16 protein-coding genes, 5 tRNA genes and 1 pseudogene are annotated in these 16,562 nt (G+C 55.6%); 5 read left to right on the forward strand and 17 right to left on the reverse strand.

The genetic code is table 11. The features are described 5' to 3' along the window. Positions 1-13 precede the first annotated feature (13 nt). The 14 genes and pseudogenes from nusG to CC94_RS0103570 form a co-directional block, all read right to left on the reverse strand. Entirely contained in the window at positions 14-547 is a 534-nt protein-coding gene (gene nusG, locus CC94_RS0103505) for a transcription termination/antitermination protein NusG (RefSeq protein ID WP_005373997.1), read from the reverse strand. A 4-nt stretch (positions 548-551) separates the two neighbouring features. Then, a complete protein-coding gene (secE, locus tag CC94_RS0103510) occupies positions 552-932 on the reverse strand; it encodes a preprotein translocase subunit SecE (RefSeq protein WP_005373999.1) in 381 nt (126 codons plus the stop codon). A 39-nt stretch (positions 933-971) separates the two neighbouring features. Then, positions 972-1,047: transfer RNA gene (locus tag CC94_RS0103515), tRNA-Trp, on the reverse strand. A 46-nt stretch (positions 1,048-1,093) separates the two neighbouring features. Next, complete coding sequence (tuf, locus tag CC94_RS0103520; RefSeq protein WP_005373968.1) at positions 1,094-2,284, reverse strand: elongation factor Tu; 1,191 nt, start codon at positions 2,282-2,284, stop codon at positions 1,094-1,096. A gap of 32 nt (positions 2,285-2,316) precedes the next feature. After that, positions 2,317-2,392, reverse strand: a tRNA-Thr gene (locus CC94_RS0103525). A gap of 18 nt (positions 2,393-2,410) precedes the next feature. Next, a tRNA-Gly gene (locus tag CC94_RS0103530) sits at positions 2,411-2,484 on the reverse strand. A 15-nt stretch (positions 2,485-2,499) separates the two neighbouring features. Then, positions 2,500-2,584, reverse strand: a tRNA-Tyr gene (locus CC94_RS0103535). Positions 2,585-2,668: 84 nt separating this feature from the next. Continuing rightward, entirely contained in the window at positions 2,669-3,235 is a 567-nt protein-coding gene (pth, locus tag CC94_RS0103540; RefSeq protein ID WP_005374001.1) for an aminoacyl-tRNA hydrolase, read from the reverse strand. Between the two features lie 6 nt (positions 3,236-3,241). Next, positions 3,242-3,844 (reverse strand): 50S ribosomal protein L25/general stress protein Ctc, encoded by a 603-nt coding sequence (locus CC94_RS0103545; protein WP_005374003.1) that lies wholly within the window; start codon positions 3,842-3,844, stop codon positions 3,242-3,244. Between the two features lie 45 nt (positions 3,845-3,889). After that, positions 3,890-4,843 carry a ribose-phosphate diphosphokinase gene (locus CC94_RS0103550; protein WP_005374006.1) on the reverse strand — a complete coding sequence of 318 codons (954 nt, stop codon included), beginning with the start codon at positions 4,841-4,843 and terminating at the stop codon, positions 3,890-3,892. A 41-nt stretch (positions 4,844-4,884) separates the two neighbouring features. Continuing rightward, positions 4,885-4,959: transfer RNA gene (locus tag CC94_RS0103555), tRNA-Gln, on the reverse strand. 5 nt (positions 4,960-4,964) lie between these two features. Next, positions 4,965-5,844: pseudogene (ispE, locus tag CC94_RS21190) on the reverse strand (4-(cytidine 5'-diphospho)-2-C-methyl-D-erythritol kinase). Then, positions 5,825-6,472 (reverse strand): lipoprotein insertase outer membrane protein LolB, encoded by a 648-nt coding sequence (lolB, locus tag CC94_RS0103565; protein WP_031429812.1) that lies wholly within the window; start codon positions 6,470-6,472, stop codon positions 5,825-5,827. The pseudogene ispE and the gene lolB overlap by 20 nt, the downstream one beginning before the upstream one ends. Positions 6,473-6,494: 22 nt before the next feature. Beyond that, on the reverse strand, positions 6,495-8,234 hold the full coding sequence (locus CC94_RS0103570; protein WP_031429813.1) for a tetratricopeptide repeat protein: 1,740 nt from the start codon (positions 8,232-8,234) through the stop codon (positions 6,495-6,497). Positions 8,235-8,405: 171 nt separating this feature from the next. On the opposite strand from CC94_RS0103570, the gene hemA reads away from it, so the two are divergent. The 5 genes from hemA to CC94_RS0103595 all read left to right on the forward strand — a co-directional run bounded on the left by hemA (position 8,406) and on the right by CC94_RS0103595 (position 12,867). Further along, positions 8,406-9,665, forward strand: coding sequence for a glutamyl-tRNA reductase (hemA, locus tag CC94_RS0103575; protein ID WP_005374020.1), 1,260 nt, complete (start codon positions 8,406-8,408; stop codon positions 9,663-9,665). Then, positions 9,662-10,747 (forward strand): peptide chain release factor 1, encoded by a 1,086-nt coding sequence (prfA, locus tag CC94_RS0103580; RefSeq protein WP_005374022.1) that lies wholly within the window; start codon positions 9,662-9,664, stop codon positions 10,745-10,747. Before hemA ends, prfA begins: the two co-directional genes overlap by 4 nt. A gap of 5 nt (positions 10,748-10,752) precedes the next feature. Then, on the forward strand, positions 10,753-11,598 hold the full coding sequence (gene prmC, locus CC94_RS0103585) for a peptide chain release factor N(5)-glutamine methyltransferase (RefSeq protein ID WP_031429816.1): 846 nt from the start codon (positions 10,753-10,755) through the stop codon (positions 11,596-11,598). 68 nt (positions 11,599-11,666) lie between these two features. Next, positions 11,667-12,089 (forward strand): M67 family metallopeptidase, encoded by a 423-nt coding sequence (locus CC94_RS0103590; RefSeq protein ID WP_005374026.1) that lies wholly within the window; start codon positions 11,667-11,669, stop codon positions 12,087-12,089. Positions 12,090-12,096: 7 nt separating this feature from the next. Beyond that, the gene (locus tag CC94_RS0103595; RefSeq protein ID WP_005374029.1) at positions 12,097-12,867 is read left to right on the forward strand and encodes an FkbM family methyltransferase; all 771 of its coding nucleotides are present in this window, start codon (positions 12,097-12,099) and stop codon (positions 12,865-12,867) included. A 155-nt stretch (positions 12,868-13,022) separates the two neighbouring features. Here the strand turns inward: CC94_RS0103595 and CC94_RS0103600 are convergent, their stop codons facing one another. The 3 genes from CC94_RS0103600 to CC94_RS0103610 form a co-directional block, all read right to left on the reverse strand. Continuing rightward, on the reverse strand, positions 13,023-14,705 hold the full coding sequence (locus CC94_RS0103600) for an ABC1 kinase family protein (RefSeq protein ID WP_005374034.1): 1,683 nt from the start codon (positions 14,703-14,705) through the stop codon (positions 13,023-13,025). Positions 14,706-14,724: 19 nt separating this feature from the next. Then, entirely contained in the window at positions 14,725-15,354 is a 630-nt protein-coding gene (locus tag CC94_RS0103605) for a DUF6781 family protein (protein ID WP_005374036.1), read from the reverse strand. An 88-nt stretch (positions 15,355-15,442) separates the two neighbouring features. After that, positions 15,443-16,462, reverse strand: coding sequence for a dihydroorotate dehydrogenase-like protein (locus CC94_RS0103610; RefSeq protein WP_005374038.1), 1,020 nt, complete (start codon positions 16,460-16,462; stop codon positions 15,443-15,445). Positions 16,463-16,562: the final 100 nt, after the last annotated feature.

A 16,562-nucleotide genomic window follows, 5' to 3' on the forward strand; every position in this document is an offset into this window, starting at 1 on the left:
AAATTGCGGTTTCTCAGCTTTTTTCGACCTGATTGAAACTCAGTTCAACTGATGTTGACCGTCCAAAGATCAAAACAGACAATTTCAATTTGCTTTTTTCGTAGTTGACTTCTTCGACGACCCCATTGAAATCCTTGAATGGCCCATCGATGATCCGGATCACCTCGCCGACTTCGAACAAAACTTTCGGCCTCGGTTTATTAATCCCTTCCTCAACCCGGTTCAAAATCGACATCGCTTCTTTTTCGGAGATCGGCGCCGGTCTGTCCGAGGTGCCTCCGATGAACCCCAATACTCTCGGCACATCGCGCACTAAATGCCAAGTCTCGTCGGTCAGCTCCATCTGTACGAGAACATAGCCGGGAAAAAACTTTCTTTCGCTCTTCCGCTGCTGCCCCAAGCGCATTTCGACGATCTCTTCGGTGGGCACTAGAATCTTGCCGAAATATTGCTCAAGCCCCTCTCTTTTGATTCTTTCTTCGAGCGCTTGCTTTACTTTACTTTCGTAATTTGAGTAAGCATGCACCACATACCATCGCAATGCCATTCGATTACCCGCCTTGACCCGTTAAAAGACGCACACCCCAAAAAAGAAACATATCCAGCAACCAAAGAATCAATGCCACGACCGTCACCATCGCAAACACCAGCAGGGTAGTACGGGTCGTTTCATCTTTCGTTGGCCAAACGACTTTTCTGACTTCGATTTTCGATTCCTGTATAAAAGACCACACCGACCTTCCCAATCCGGTCGTAAACATCAAACCCAGAACCGTGCCGATGACCACGATCAAGCCAAGCACCCGGTAAATCAGCTGCACCTGTTCCGAAAAATAATAGAATGCAGCGACACCGCCGACCACCAATACCACGGAAAAAACTTGCTTAACAATATCCAGTATCGATGTCTGAGCTTCGGCTTGTGTATTCATATTCTTAAAGTCAGCAAAATGCTTTCAGGCTATTCGTAATGGCAGGCCAGGAGGGTCTCGAACCCCCAACCTGCGGTTTTGGAGACCGCTGCTCTACCAATTGAGCTACTGACCTATTACGAAAACCTACAGAACTGCGAATTTTAACTTAATCGTAATTATTATTCAATAATGCTGGCCACAACGCCCGCACCGACGGTACGGCCGCCTTCGCGAATCGCAAACCGCAACCCTTCGTCCATCGCGATCGGCGAGATCAGGGTGATTTCGACGGCGATGTTGTCGCCCGGCATCACCATTTCGGTGCCTTCCGGCAGCTTGACCGCACCGGTCACGTCGGTGGTCCGGAAATAGAACTGTGGCCGGTAGCCATCGAAGAAGGGGGTATGACGACCGCCTTCTTCCTTCGATAACACGTAGATTTCCGCCTTGAACTGTTTGTGCGGCTTGATCGTGCCTTTTTGCGCCAGCACCTGGCCGCGCTCCACGTCATCGCGCTTGGTGCCGCGCAGCAGGATGCCGACGTTGTCGCCCGCCTGGCCTTGATCCAACAGCTTGCGGAACATTTCCACGCCGGTGCAGGTGGTGGTTTGGGTCGGACGGATGCCGACGATTTCCACTTCCTGACCGACCTTGATGATACCGCGCTCGACCCGGCCGGTGACGACCGTACCGCGACCCGAGATCGAGAACACGTCTTCGATCGGCATCAGGAAGGCACCGTCCACGGCGCGCTCCGGTAGCGGGATATAGCTATCCAGGGCGTCGACCAGTTTGATGATGGCGGGCACGCCTACTTCGCTTTGGTCGCCTTCCAGGGCCTTCAAGGCCGATCCGACGATGATCGGGGTGTCGTCGCCCGGGAATTCGTACAGGTCCAGCAGCTCGCGGATTTCCATTTCAACCAAGTCGATCAGCTCGGCATCGTCCACCATGTCCGCCTTGTTCAGGAACACCACGATGTAGGGCACGCCGACCTGGCGGGACAACAGGATGTGCTCGCGGGTTTGCGGCATTGGGCCGTCGGCCGCCGAGACCACCAGGATCGCGCCGTCCATCTGCGCCGCACCGGTAATCATGTTCTTCACGTAGTCCGCATGGCCCGGGCAGTCCACATGCGCATAGTGCCGGGCTGCCGATTGGTACTCCACGTGCGAGGTGGCGATCGTGATCCCCCGCGCCCGCTCTTCCGGCGCATTGTCGATCTGGTCGAACGCTTTGACTTCGCCGCCTTGCAGTTCCGCCATGACTTTGGTCAATGCCGCGGTCAAGGTCGTCTTGCCGTGGTCGACGTGTCCGATCGTGCCGACGTTTACGTGTGGCTTGCTACGGGAAAATTTCTCTTTGGCCATGTGAATAAACCTTGTAAAAACATTCAAATTTCTGGAGCCCATAACCGGATTTGAACCGGTGACCTCTTCCTTACCAAGGAAGTGCTCTACCTACTGAGCTATATGGGCGGTGTCTCAGAATTTTTTTGGAGCGGGTGATGGGAATCGAACCCACGTGATCAGCTTGGAAGGCTGGAGTTCTACCATTGAACTACACCCGCATACTTCAAAAAAGTTGGTGGAGAGGGGAGGATTCGAACCTCCGAAGGCAGAGCCGGCAGATTTACAGTCTGATCCCTTTGGCCGCTCGGGAACCTCTCCGATAACGAGTTAGTCGTTTATTATCTTTTATTAAAAATCTTTTGTCAACAAAAGATTTAGCAAATGATTTTAAAATTCCAGTTCCTAGGCATTGATTTTGTTCATTACCGCATCGATTTCGCCTACCACCATCTGAGGAACGAAACTCAATCCGGTTTTGATTACACCATCCAGCAAATCCGCTTCCTGCCTGGAAGGCACAGACAAAACAAAATCCGCCACCGCTTTTCCGACTGGCGGACGACCTATCCCCAACCTTAAACGGTAAAAATCCTTTGTATCTAAATGAGCAATAATGTCGCGCAGGCCGTTGTGCCCGGCATGCCCGCCATCTTTTTTCAACCTGACGACGCCCGGATTGAAATCGAGCTCATCATGCACAACCAGCATTTGCTCCGGCGGAAGCTTATAGTACTTCACCAGCGCCGCGACTGACTGCCCACTGCGATTCATAAAAGTCGCGGGTTTCAATAACAGGAGTTTTTCACCTCCTATCCTACACTCGGCAAACTCACCCAAAAATCGCGGGGCCTGCGCAAATGCGGAACCTAAATCGCGTGCAAGACAATCTACAAATAAAAACCCGGCGTTGTGCCGGGTCTTTTCATATTGCCGACCGGGGTTTCCCAAACCAACAATAAGCTTTATCACCCTTACTTAAGCAGCCGACTCGTCCTGACCCGTTTTACCCGGCATCATCGATACCACCGGCAAATCGTGTTCCGGACCTTGCACCAACGCGACGATTTCAATACCGGCAGGCAACACCAGATCCGATAAATGAATCGAAGCACCAATATCCAGATTCGCCAGATCGACCTCGATAAATTCGGGCAATGCACCCGGCAAACAGGACACCTCTACATCAACCAGAGAATGGGCCGCAACGCCGCCCTTCTTACCGCCAACCGAAGTACTTTCATTGACGAAATGCAATGGCACATGCACTTTAATGGCTTCCGACATACTAACCCGCATGAAGTCGAGATGCATGATTTGAAACTTTGCCGGATTGCGCTGAACGCCCTTCAAAACCGCTTTTTCGGTTTTGCCATCAATCGTGACGTCGAGAATATGAGAATAAACCGCTTCGTGCTCAAGATGTTTAATCACTTCGTTATGATTCAAAACCAGCATTTGCGGCTCTTGATGACCACCGTATATCACAGCCGGAACATTACCTTGGCGGCGCGTACCTCTTGCCGCGTTTTTTCCTGACCGCCCACGAGCCTGAGCAACAAATTCGAATACGTTAGACATTTTATCTCTTAACCCCGCGCCTCAAAGCGCAAAACTTTATTTGTATCAATCGACATATAAAGAACTGACCGATTCGCCGACGGCAATACGCCGGATGGTTTCAGCAAGCATCTCAGCCACACTGAGCTGCCTAATCCTTCCCAGCGCCTCAGCCTCCGGGCGCAGCGGAATTGTATCAGTCACCACCAACTCATCCAGCACCGAGCGCTCTATATTCGAGATGGCCGCTCCCGATAAAACGGCATGCGTACAGTAAGCCACCACCTTGAGCGCCCCGTGATCTTTTAGCGCCTTTGCCGCATGACATAAGGTACCCGCCGTATCGACAAGATCATCAATCAGAACGCAGCTACGACCTTCGACGTCGCCGATGATATGCATCACTTCCGACACATTCGCCTTCGGACGACGCTTATCGATAATCGCAAGATCGGCATCATCCAATCTTTTGGCTAACGCACGAGCCCTTACCACTCCCCCGACATCGGGCGACACCACCATCAGCCTGTGATATTTCTGCCGCCACACATCACCCAACAGAATCGGAGACGCATACACATTATCGACAGGAATATCAAAAAAACCTTGAATCTGATCCGCGTGCAGATCGACGGTCAACAACCGATGCGCCCCGGCCTGCTCGATCATCTTCGCCACAAGCTTGGCCGTAATCGGCACTCTCGCCGAACGGGTGCGCCGGTCTTGCCGGGCATAACCATAATAAGGGATCACCGCCGTAATCCGCGATGCCGACGCCCGCTTCAGCGCATCGATCATCACCAACAATTCCATCAAGTTGTCGTTGTTCGGCGAACAGGTCGGCTGGATCACGAAAACGTCCTTGCCCCGAACGTTTTCCCCAATTTCGACAGCCACCTCGCCATCGCTAAACCGACCCACACTCGCCAAACCGAGCCGCATATTGAGCTTCCTTACAATGCCTTCTGATAAAGCCAGATTGGCATTTCCGGAAAACACCATCATTGCGGCTTCATTCATTTTTTACTCCTAAAATGAACTCGACTTGATGCGGATAAAAATGGCTGGGCCGCAAGGATTCGAACCTTGGTATGCGGGGATCAAAACCCCGTGCCTTACCGCTTGGCGACGGCCCAATAATTCATGAAATATTCTCGACAGCCCTAAGCTTCGCATACAAAGGGGATTCATTAACCCCCTTGACCAAATAACACCGCCATTTAGCGGCGAGCGACCGATAGGCACTCTTTGCGGACTGCTCCGAATCAAACTGCGCAAAAACACAAGCCCCCGTCCCTGTCAGCCTGCCTTCGGCAAATTCGGATAAAACAACCAGAGCATCTTTTACTGCCTGGTAACGCCGCACCACCACATCAAGACAATCATTTTGATGTTGGCCGGCGATAAAGTCCGCTATTCTGATCGACTTACTATCTCTTGTCAAGTTTTTATCAGAAAAAATTTCTCCGGTATTCACATGGCAATCCGGACGAATCACGACCGTCCAGCATTCCGGCACCCGAATCGGCTCCAGCTTTTCGCCGACGCCCTCGCCCCAGGCCGCCTGCCCGAACACAAAGACCGGCACATCGGCGCCCAGGCTTAATCCGAGCCGCATTAACCGCTCGACCGACAACCCCAATCCCCACAAATAATTCAGTGCGACCAGCGTGGTAGCGGCATCGGAACTGCCACCGCCAAGCCCCCGCCCATCGGCAGGTTTTTTTCGACCTCGATCCCGACCCCCCGGCATACCCGGTCTCAGCTTTCAGCACCCGCGCGGCCCTGACGGTCAGATCATCCGCTTCCGCAACGCCTGGCAGCGTTTGATAAAGGCTGACCCGGTCTTCGTCGACCGGATGAAACCGGATCCAGTCGCACAAATCGATGAACTGAAAAACCGTTTGCAGCAAATGGTAGCCATCGGGACGGCGGCCGGTGATGCGCAACATCAGGTTCAGCTTGGCCGGCGCCGGCCACTTCTCGGTCCAGGCAGGCAGATTAACGCATTTTTCCATCATGGAGTGTCCATTCATTGATAATCAGTTTTAACTTGACCCGCTCATTCGCAACCGACATCTTGCGCGGCAAAAGCCAATCCCCGACCCGCTGCATCGCCTGAAATGCAATCGTCCAACCCGCCTGCCTGAAACCCTTGCCGGTCTCTTCGAAGTCCAGCTCGGGCTCCGGCACCCCCAAAACCCAATAACGCAACGAAGTCACCGGCACGAACATGCCCAGTCGTTGATTAATGAAACCTTCGGGATCGTCGGAAGACTCTACCTTGCCGTCGCCTTCGGCCACCGTCACCGTTTCGCCGGAGAGATGAATTTTCACCGCGCCCTGCCCCAATGGCCCCGACAAACTGATTCGCTCATCGTCGCGCCGGTGCGACCAAGCCAGGTCGGCAGTCCAGGAATCCTGCGCCCCCGTCAGCGCAACCCGCCCATCCAGCGCCCAGAGCTCTAGATGATAAAGCGCCTGATTTACCGTCTTGGAATAGGAAACTTCGGGCGGTGCGGCGGTGAAGAGCGAGCAGCCCGTTAACGGCGAGACTAAAGCCAGACACAGCAGCCATTGAGCGTTTTTCCGCACCGGGGCCGGTCCCTTCGGCCCGCTCCGGCCATCAAGATTGAATTCGATCTGCATCGTTTATATTTCGTCGGGCGCTTTATTCCGAGCGATTCAACACCCTTCGCCTGAAATCGAGCAGATACTCATCGTCCGGAGTTTCCTTGAAGGCCCTGTCGAACAACTTTTTCGCATCCTCCTTTCTGCCCAGCACCCAGAGCACCTCGGCAAGGTGAGCCGCGATTTCGTTTTCCTTCTGTTTGGCATAAGCCTGTTCCAGATACCTGAGCGCCTGCTCCGTCTTTCCCTGCTTGAACAGCAGCCAGCCGTAGCTGTCCAGAATGACCGGCTCATCAGGCTGCAATTTCAATGCCCGCAACAAATAGCCCTCGGCTTCGGACAGGCGCGAAGGAAAACTCAGCAAGGTATAGCCCAACGCATTCAGTGCTTCCGCATTATCGGGGTATTGCGCCAGAATTTTCTTCAGATCGGCCTCCAATACATCCAGCTTGCCGATGCGCTCGGCGACCAACGCACGAGTGTAAAGCAACTCTTTGCTGTCCGGCTGCTCGGCGAGCGCGGCGCTCAATTCGTCATAGGCATCCTGATAGCGTTTCTGCTGATTCAGCAACTCAGCCTTCATCAGCGTAATGCGGATTCTTTCTTTCGGATAACTGTCCTGCATCGTCTGCAGCCGCGAAATCGCCTCTTCGTACTGTTTGTCATGGACCAGCAGATTGATCGCCGCGACTCCCGCTTCGAAACTGAAAGGCTCTTCGCGAACCTGGTCGTACCAGTTCAGCGCTTTCTTGGTATTCTCGCGCTTTTCTTCCAGTTTGCCGAGATAGAACCGGGCCCGGTCCCTCCACTCGTCTTCGCCCAGCAATTTCTTCAGGATCTCTTCGGCCTCACTCTCGCGATCCATCTGGATATCCACCAGCGCCAGCGCCAGCCAACTCTCGAAATCCTTCGGATCCTTTTCGACCAGTTTTTGATAGACCCTTCCCGCCTCGTCGTATTCGCCGGTCTTGATCAGAAACTGCGTCAGCATCTTGCTGATTTTCTGGTTGTCCGGATATTTTCGATGCACGCCGCGCAAAAAATCCAGCGCTTTCGGCAAATCGCCCGACATGACCGCAATCTGCGCCCGAAAGGCCAAAGCCTTGTCCCAATCGGGCTGAAGCTTCAACGCCTGCTCGATCTTTTCTTCGGCAGCCTGCTGATTTTTCATCTGCATCGCGATGATCGACTGGAGATAGGGCACGGTCGCCTGACCGGGGCGTTTGGCCGACAATGCTTCCAAAGCGTCATAAATGACCCGCAGCTTGCCTTCGCTTTGCAGCGCGGACGCCAGTTCCAGTACTGAACTTTCGAAGCCCGCCGCATCGTTGTCCAGAATCACGGTCAGATGCTCCAGCGTTTTTTGCTGGTTGCCCACCTCAAGGCTGGACAATACCGCCAGCTTTCTCGCGGTAAGATTCTGCGGATCCTTCTTAAGCCATAACGCCAACGACTTGTTCAATTTTTTCGGATCTTTCAAGTACATTGCGATCATCGCGGCCCGCTCGGCAGGTTTCGGATCCTTGACCCGCTTGGCGGCTTCCATATAACCCTCATAGGCCAGATCATACTGGCCGCGCTGACCGGCGAGCTCCGCCGACATCAGCATGAATAGCACATCCTGGTCGATTTCCGTTTTCGCTTCTTTTTGTTTGGGGAGTTCTTTCTGGATGGACGGCTCGGCTGTCGGGACCGCCGGCGCTTGCTGTTTTTCTGGCGAGCCGGCGCAACCATTGAGTAAAATAGGAGTTAACACCGCAAACAATCTAAAAATTAACACAAAAACATCCTATAATTCGTTGACCTATGATTATAAGGAAAATCGGATGACTCACGCATCTAAATTTGTTCCGTCAAGCGCGAGCGGGATGCATCGGCCCCATCCACATAGACACACGGACGAACGCAAAGATCAATCCGGCAGCCGCCGTTTGAAATTATCAGTAAAACCATGACCCTTATTGCCGTAGGACTCAATTACAATACTGCGCCGCTTGCAATCCGCGAGCGCCTGGCCTTTCCTGCCGACATGCTGGATTCGGCCTTACAGGAATTGGGACGGATCAAGGAAATCAGCGAAGCGGCGATTCTGTCGACCTGCAACCGCACCGAGTTTTATTGCAAAACCGAGGAACCGAATCAGCAGATACTAATCGATTGGGTCGCCCATAGCCGAAATATCCGTCCCGACGATTTTGCGCCGTATCTCTATTGCCATACCGATACCCAACTGATCCGGCACATGTTCCGCGTCGCCAGCGGTTTAGATTCGATGATCCTCGGCGAGCCGCAGATTCTCGGGCAAATGAAATCCGCCTATCAGGCCGCGCTGGAAGCGGGCACGATCGGCAAACAGCTCGGCAAACTGTTTCAGTCGACTTTTGCGGCCGCCAAAAAAGTCCGCACCGATACCGCGATCGGCTCCAGCCCGGTTTCGGTCGCCTTTGCCGCCGTGCAGATGGCACAGCAGATCTTCGACAAGCTCAGCGATCAAACCGCGCTGCTGATCGGCGCCGGCGAAACGATCGAACTGACCGCCCGGCATCTGGCCCAGCAGGGCATCGGACGCCTGATCATCGCAAACCGGACGTATGATAAGGCGCATACCCTGGCAATGCAATTCAACGGCTTTGCGATCGCCTTGTCGGAATTGCCCGAGCATCTGGACGCAGCCGACATCGTGATTTCCTCGACCGCCAGCCAGTTGCCGATTCTCGGCAAGGGCCGCGTCGAAAGCGCGCTGAAGAAACGCAAACACAAGCCGATCTTCATGGTCGACCTGGCGGTTCCGCGCGACATCGAAGCGGAAGTCGAACAACTGAACGACGTCTATCTTTATACGGTCGACGATCTGAAAAACGTGATCGACCAGAACATGAACTCGCGCCGCCGTGCCGCCGAACAGGCGGAGGAAATCATCGACACCCAGGTCGGTCATTTTCTGGCCTGGCTGCGCGCCCAAGGGGCTCAAACGACGATCCAGGATTATCGGCGGCAGGCCGAGCAAATCAGAAACGAAACTTTGCAAAAAGCGTTCGCCATGTTAAAAAATGGCACCCCCCCCGAAGAAGCATTGAACCGTCTGGCCCATAGCTTGACCAACAAGCTGATTCACACGCCGAGCGCGCAAATCCGGGCCGCCGCCGAAAACGAAAGACACGACCTGGTCGCCGCGGCCCGCGAAATTCTGAAATTACAACATACTCAATGAAAGACTCCATCAAGCTCAAACTGGAAAATCTCAGCGAACGCCACGAAGAAATCGCCGCCCTCCTCTCCCAGTCCGAAGTCCAAAACAACCAAAAGCAACAGCGCTCGCTGAGCCAGGAATACGCCCAGATCGGCCCGCTGGTCGACTGTTACCGGCGCTATGTCGAGGCGCAGGACCGGCGCCTGTCCGCCCAGGAAATGGCCGGCGACAGCGACCCCGACATGCGCGAACTGGCCAAGGAGGAGTTCCGTGAGGCGGAAGCGCTGGTCGAATCCCTCGAACACGAACTGCAGATCCTGCTGCTGCCGAAAGATCCGAACGACAACCGCAATATCTTTCTCGAAATCCGCGCCGGCACCGGCGGCGACGAAGCGGCGATTTTTTCCGGCGACCTTTCCCGGATGTACCAGCGTTATGCCGAACGGAAAGGGTGGCAGACTGAAGTGATCAGCGAAAACCCCGGCGACCACGGCGGCTACAAGGAAATCATCCTGCGCGTCTCCGGCCGCGACGTTTATTCGCAATTGAAATTCGAATCCGGCACGCACCGGGTGCAGCGCGTTCCCGAGACCGAATCGCAGGGCCGCATCCATACTTCGGCCTGCACGGTCGCGATCATGCCCGAAGTCGATGAAGTCGACGCGATCGACATCAACCCGGCCGACCTGCGGGTCGACACCTACCGCGCCTCGGGCGCCGGCGGCCAGCACGTAAACCGAACCGAGTCCGCGATCCGGATTACCCACATTCCTTCCGGCATTGTGGTCGAATGCCAGGACGAGCGTTCGCAGCACAAAAACCGCGCCCGCGCGATGTCGCTGCTGTCGGCGCGCCTCTTGGCCGCGGAACAGGAAAAACAGAACTCCGAACAGGCCAGGTCGCGCAAGCTGCAGGTCGGCTCGGGCGACCGCTCGGAACGCATCCGGACCTACAATTACCCACAAGGCCGCCTGACCGACCACCGGATCAACCTGACGCTGTACAAACTCGACGACATCATGGAAGGCGGCCTCGAACAGGTGATACAGCCGTTGATCAACGAGCATCAGGCCGAGCTTTTGATCCAACTCGGCGAAGAATAACCCGGATGAGCACGATAACGACATTGCTGAGGAATGCCGTGTCCGAGTTGTCGGCTAGTTCCGATTCGGCCGCGCTCGACGCGGAAATCCTGCTCTGCCTTACGTTGGAGAAACCGCGCTCTTATCTGCGCGCCTGGCCCGACCGGAAGCCCGAGCCGCAGCAGATCCGGCAGTTTCAGGCGCTGCTGCGGCAGCGCCTACAGGGCACGCCGATCGCTTACCTGACCGGCCGCCGCGAATTCTGGTCGCGCGAATTCCGGGTCACGCCCGACGTGCTGATTCCGCGCCCCGAAACCGAGCGGCTGATCGAAATCAGCTTGAACCTGCTCCCGCAAGGCCGGCCCGCCAAAATCATCGATCTCGGCACCGGTTCCGGAATCATCGCGATCACGCTGGCCAAAGAATTGCCCCAAGCCGCAGTGACTGCAACCGATTTCAGTCAAGCGGCGCTGGAAATCGCGAAGTACAATGCCGAACAACACGATGCGGCTCAGATCCGTTTCCTGCACGGCAACTGGTTCGCTTCGGTGCCGCAGACAGCATTCGATCTGGTCATCAGCAATCCGCCTTATATTGCCGAAAACGATGTCCACCTCGGCCGGGGCGATGTGCGCTTCGAACCCAGAAGCGCCCTGACTGCGCCCAGCCAGGGCTTGGCCGACATTCGAACGATTGCGCGCGACGCCCGACGCTATCTCCGTCCCGGCGGCCATCTGTTGATCGAGCACGGCTACGACCAGGAAGCGGCCGTGCAAGCGATTTTCCGGGACGCGGGTTATGATCGGGTGCAAACCTATAAAGACCTGTCCGGCCAACCCCGGGCCTCCCATGGAAGAAATGGAGCAAGCTAAAGGCCCCAAGCCCCAAAGCCGAATCTGCAGCCATGATTATTTCGCCTTGAGCCTTTCACCTCAATCCCATGCACGAACCACAAGAAATCCCTATTCCCCGAAAACTCGCCCAGCAACTGCTCCATCTCGCGCAAATCTCGCCCGATGCCGAAATTTGCGGACTGGTCGGCGGCAAAGACGGCAACCCTCTAACCTGCTATCCGATCATGAATGTGGCGGAACATCCTGAGCGACGTTTTCTGCTCGACCCCAAACAGCAAATCGCCGCGATGGCGGCGATGCGCGACCAGGGTGAAGAACTGTTCGCGATCTACCATTCGCATCCGGCCGCCCCCGCCTTTCCCTCCGGAACCGATCTGGCACAGGCCGCCTATCCCGAAGCCCTGTATCTGATTATCTCGTTGAATATCCAAGGTATCCTGGAAATGCGCGGGTTTAGGATCGCCGCTCGAAAAGCGACCGAAATCATCTTGACGATGAGTGAAAACTGAAGGAAAAATGAAAACTCAAGCGGCCGAAAACCTATCGCAGCATGACCTCAACGAGAAATATGAAAAGCGGCAAATCCGCAATTTCTTTTCGAATCGAACCGGCGGAACATGCGTTGAAGTCGGCGCCAACGAACCGCTTTCCGTCTGTTCGCAATCGCTGCATCTGGAAAGGCAATTGAATTGGCGCTGCATTTTGATAGAGCCTAACCCCTTATTGGCGCAAAAAGCCCGCGCGCTCCGGCCAGACAGTCTCGTCTGCGAGGCGGCCTGTACCTCGCCCGAACACGTCGGCATGATGCAGCTCAATATTCCGCTGGACGCCGAGGGGCGGGAAATTACCGGCCATGCAGGCCTGGAAAAAAACGCCGACGAGCATTTTTATCACGCTCACAAAACGGTCGATGTAAGGGCCGACACGCTCGCCGACATTCTGCACGATCACGACATTACCGCGCTGGATTTCTTATCGATCGACGTCGAAGGCGCAGAGCTGGACGTACTCCTAGGCTTCGATTTCATGCAGTACCATCCCCGCTTGATCTTGCTGGAAGACAAGCATCTGTATCTGCAAAAACATCGACTATTGAAACAAAACGGTTACAAACTGGTACGCCGCCTGAACCGAAACTGCTGGTATATCCCTCAAGAGATCGATTCCCCTCCGGTACCGTTGCGCGACCGATTCAAGCTGTGGAAACGCATGTACATCAGCATCTGGTTTAAAAAGCTGCATTATGCTTGGCGCCACAAAACGCTGAAGCCCTTTAAAAGCCTTTAAGGATTTGGCCGATATTAACTTCCTGAAATGGGGGATAGACCTGCCAGGTTTTTAAAACCTGGCAGGTCTTGGGCAGGGGCGAATTCATTCTTCCGGTTAACACGCACCAAAGGCGAATGTATTCGCCCCTACTCGCGATATGAAAATGCCTCATCCTAGCTACGCCTAGTGCTGCGCCAGATCGAAATCAGCAGCCAGATCCCGCCGAGAAAGGCGAAGAGGTAACCGAAGAACCCCAGGACCGGCAGGCTCAAGAACGAACTTTCGCCCTTGACGGTGAAGATGATCGAAGTACCGATGATCAGCGCGGAGGTAACGATCCCCATCGTCAGCCGGCTAATCGCCACATCGATCTTATCCACATAAGGGCCGATGCCCTTGACATTGAAATCGACCTGGATCGCGCCCTTCCGGGAAGCCCTGAGCAACTGGTGCAACTCCTTCGGAAACGCGGCCAGCAGGTCGACGATGCCGACCAGATTGCGCCAGCCGCGTTTTGCGATCACCTCCGGCCGGTAGCGGTCCGCCATCAGTTGCTGCAGATAAGGCGCCGCGAACACCAACGTATTGAAATCCGGATCGAGATGCCGGCCGAAACCGTCGAGCGTGACATAGGCCTTGACCAGCAGCGCCAGATCGGGCGGCAGCGACAAGTTATGGTCCCGAAGGATCGCCAGGAGGTCGCCGATCATCATCTGCAGGCTCAAATCCTTCAGCGACCGGTTACTGTATTGATCGACGAACGCATCGATCTCGATCGCCAGCGCCTGCTCGTCGGTCTTGATCACCCCGGACCAATCCTCCAGGATTTCGACGACTTTTAGCGGCATCCGATTGACCATTCCGTATAAAAATACGATGACCTGTTCCCGGCGTTCTTCGGTCAGCCGTCCCACCATTCCGAAATCGATGAAGGCAAGCCGGTTGTCCGACAGATAAAACACATTGCCGGGATGAGGGTCGGCATGAAAAAAGCCGTCTTCCATGATCATTTTGAGCACGGCCCTGGCGCCGCGTTCGGCCAGGAGCTTCCGATCCAGGCCGGCCTGATCCAGTGCGCCCAGCTCGCGTCCCGGAATCCCCTGAATATACTCCTGCACGTTCAGCCGCTCGCCGGTCAGCTCCCAATAGATCGAGGCAATCTTGATGTGCTCATTCCCCGCCAGATTGTCGGCAACCCGTTCGACATTGCGCGCTTCCGCCGCAAAATCGAGCTCGGCCCTGAGCGACTGCGAGAACTGCCGGAATATCTCGCGCGGATGGTAGCGGCGCAGCTCCGGCACGTCGGACTCGATCACTTCGACGACCCGATTCAACAGCCGCAAGTCCGCCTCGATGATCCGGCGGATACCGGGGCGGCGGATTTTCAGGATCACCTGCGTGCCGTCCTGCAGCACCGCCCGATGCACCTGCGCCAGCGAGGCGGCCGCCAACGGCTCGCGCTCGATGCTCAGGAAAATGTCCTCGATATTGCCGCCGACGTCTTCCTGCAACTGCGGCACCAGGTCCTCGAACGGCAGCGAAGGCACCTTGTCCAGCAGCTTTTCGAATTCCGCGATATAGGCAGGCGGAAACAAATCCATTCGCGTCGCGAGAATCTGTCCCATCTTGATGAACGTCGGGCCGAGATCCTCCAGCACGCGCCGCACCCGCTGCGGCGTGTCGAGCGTCGCATATTCTTCGACGCTCTGCCAATGCAGGGTTTTGCCGAGACGCTCCAGGGCACTCCCGACTCCGAGCGAACGCACGATCCCGCCGAAGCCGTACCGGATCAGGACGGTCGCAACATCCTGGGCCCGGCTTAAATCCTTCGCCGCATTGATCAATTCCCATATCATGATGTCGTGTTCTTGCTCGCTATTTTCGTGTTTTTTCGGGGTCCAGTCTTTCCGCAATGCCGGCGAGAAAGCCGCCGGCAATCTTGGCCAGCGCCGAGGTCGTGGCCGAAGCGCCGGCCATCACCGCATGCTGGCCGCTAACTCTCAGGTTGTCCAGATTTTCCAGGACAACCCGGCTCTGCCTGCCGACCGCCGTTCCGTTTCGCCGGGCATGTTCGAGAAAATCCCGGGCGATTTTCGCGGCCGTTTCGTTGCCATGGCGCCCGACCGTCTCCAGCGTATCGAGAAATGTCGCTTCGAGATTTTTCAAATCGTCGACGGCTTGCCTGAAATCAAGGCTCGAAAATTCGTCGAGATTCCCTGCCGCCTCTTCGATCGCCAGCTTCGACGCTTCGGCAGTCTTGCTGAGCGTGTCGTCCAGCGCTTCGGTGGTTTGCTTGAAAGCCCGTTTGGCCGGATCGTAATGCGGGCTCATCCCGTCGCTCATGCCTTTCAATACCGCTTCCATCACATTTTTGATGTTGTCGATATCCAGGGTACGCTCGGTCAGGGCCTTCAGCGTGATCGCCCGCACCCGCTCGTAAATATCGACACCGGATTCGACCGTTTCGCGGACTTCTCTTTCAACTTGCTGCATCGTATCGTTCATGGCGTTTCTCTCCGCAAATCGCAAAATGGAAAATCGATGATCATTAGGAAGAATCCTTTCGGCTTAGGTTCCGCATCTCTGCCGGGCCTCAAACCCGGATACCCGGCGGCCGGCTGTAACCGTCCAGCAGATTCAAATAATTCGAACGCTCGAAAATACCGGGATTCATGCAGCGCTGCTTGCTCAACAGCCCTTTCGATTCACTCAGCGCCGCAAACTCATGGCGGGCAAGCCAGTCCCGCATGCCTTGCCCGATCGTGCCGAGATAAGCCGGGCCGCGCTCCAGCAGCACCGTGCAAATCTGGGTCGCATCGGCGCCGGCCAGGATCAGCTTCAGGGCATCTTCGGCCGTACGCACGCCGCTGGTCGTCGCCAGCGACAGCCCTACCTGGCCGTACAAGAGCGCAACCCAGCGCAGCGGCAATCGGCTGTCCGCGGAGCGCGACCATTGCAGCTCGGAAGTCACCTGCAAATTGTCCAGGTCGATATCGGGCTGGTAGAAACGGTTGAACAGCACGACGCCGTCCGCACCGGACAATTCGAGCCGTTTCACGAAATGCGCAAGGCCGGTGAAGTACGGCGACAGCTTCATCGCGATCGGCACCGACACCTGCCGGCGCAGTTCGGTCAGCAGTTCCAGATAACGCGCCTCGATCTCGAGGCCGGATTCGTCGATATCGGCGCTCAGGTAATACACATTCAGTTCGAGCGCATCGGCGCCGGCCTGCTGCAGCGCTTTGCCATGCACGATCCATCCGTCCAGCGATACCCCGTTCAGACTCGCAATCACCGGAATGCGCAGCGACCGTTTAAGCTTGGCCAACTGCTCCAGATATTGGTCGAGGCCGTGCCGGTAGCCGCTGTCGTCCGGCAAGAAGCTGTCCGCTTCGGGATGCCCGATGCTTTGATGGATCAAGAATCGGGCCGCGGTTTCTTCCTGCTGCCGCAGTTCTTCCTCGAACAAGGAATACATCACGATCGCACCGGCGCCGGCGTCTTCGAGCCTCAATGCCGAATCCAGGCTGCGGGTCAAAGGTGAAGCCGAGGCGACCAAGGGGCTGGTCAGCTTCAAGCCTAGATATTCGGTGCTCAAATCGATGCCGTTCATGATTTTTTCTCTCGGTGTTTCCTGGAATATCATACCTGCCGATTATAAAGACAAAAATCGTAGGGTGGGTTAGACGCGCATTGGCACGGCCTTTGAATGC

This window comes from Methylomicrobium agile, assembly GCF_000733855.1.
GTDB lineage: Bacteria > Pseudomonadota > Gammaproteobacteria > Methylococcales > Methylomonadaceae > Methylomicrobium > Methylomicrobium agile.

Excerpts from the sequence above, each read along its gene's own strand:
- tuf (WP_005373968.1), bottom strand. The coding sequence starts at position 2,284 with ATGGCCAAAGAGAAATTTTCCCGTAGCAAGCCACACGTAAACGTCGGC.
- CC94_RS0103550 (WP_005374006.1), bottom strand. The coding sequence starts at position 4,843 with ATGAATGAAGCCGCAATGATGGTGTTTTCCGGAAATGCCAATCTGGCT.
- hemA (WP_005374020.1), top strand. The coding sequence starts at position 8,406 with ATGACCCTTATTGCCGTAGGACTCAATTACAATACTGCGCCGCTTGCA.
- CC94_RS0103600 (WP_005374034.1), bottom strand. The coding sequence starts at position 14,705 with ATGATATGGGAATTGATCAATGCGGCGAAGGATTTAAGCCGGGCCCAG.
- lolB (WP_031429812.1), bottom strand. The coding sequence starts at position 6,472 with ATGCAGATCGAATTCAATCTTGATGGCCGGAGCGGGCCGAAGGGACCG.
- CC94_RS0103590 (WP_005374026.1), top strand. The coding sequence starts at position 11,667 with ATGCACGAACCACAAGAAATCCCTATTCCCCGAAAACTCGCCCAGCAA.
- secE (WP_005373999.1), bottom strand. The coding sequence starts at position 932 with ATGAATACACAAGCCGAAGCTCAGACATCGATACTGGATATTGTTAAG.
- prmC (WP_031429816.1), top strand. The coding sequence starts at position 10,753 with ATGAGCACGATAACGACATTGCTGAGGAATGCCGTGTCCGAGTTGTCG.
- CC94_RS0103545 (WP_005374003.1), bottom strand. The coding sequence starts at position 3,844 with ATGTCTAACGTATTCGAATTTGTTGCTCAGGCTCGTGGGCGGTCAGGA.
- nusG (WP_005373997.1), bottom strand. The coding sequence starts at position 547 with ATGGCATTGCGATGGTATGTGGTGCATGCTTACTCAAATTACGAAAGT.
- CC94_RS0103595 (WP_005374029.1), top strand. The coding sequence starts at position 12,097 with ATGAAAACTCAAGCGGCCGAAAACCTATCGCAGCATGACCTCAACGAG.
- prfA (WP_005374022.1), top strand. The coding sequence starts at position 9,662 with ATGAAAGACTCCATCAAGCTCAAACTGGAAAATCTCAGCGAACGCCAC.
- CC94_RS0103610 (WP_005374038.1), bottom strand. The coding sequence starts at position 16,462 with ATGAACGGCATCGATTTGAGCACCGAATATCTAGGCTTGAAGCTGACC.
- CC94_RS0103605 (WP_005374036.1), bottom strand. The coding sequence starts at position 15,354 with ATGAACGATACGATGCAGCAAGTTGAAAGAGAAGTCCGCGAAACGGTC.